The sequence below is a fragment of the Streptomyces sp. 13-12-16 genome (assembly GCF_002114215.1).
Classification (GTDB): domain Bacteria; phylum Actinomycetota; class Actinomycetes; order Streptomycetales; family Streptomycetaceae; genus Streptomyces.
In genome coordinates, this window is record NZ_NCTE01001011.1 from 1,940 (window position 1) to 2,210 (window position 271).

The window sequence follows — 271 nt, forward strand, 5'->3', positions numbered from 1 at the left end:
CGGTCGTATACCTCCCGCAGGCCGCTCCGGCCCCGGCGTACGACGCCTACACCGATCCCGCGGCCGCCCACGGCTGGCAGAACGCGTACGACGAGACACGCGAGCTGCCGCCCGTGGCGGGCGCCGGGCCGGGCTCGCCGGAAGACGGCGTGGCGCCCCCTCCGGGGGGCGCGGGGGCGGATCCGGTGTACGACGCCGGGGCGCCTTCGCCGGAGGGCGGCGCGATCCGTCCCGCGGGAGACGGCGCGGAGAGTGCCCCCGGGCGGTCCCG

The 271-nt window shown here is 80.1% G+C and carries 1 pseudogene; it reads left to right on the forward strand.

Annotated elements, in window-relative coordinates:
• Positions 1-271, forward strand: a pseudogene (locus tag B7767_RS47485) (hypothetical protein); the annotation flags it as partial.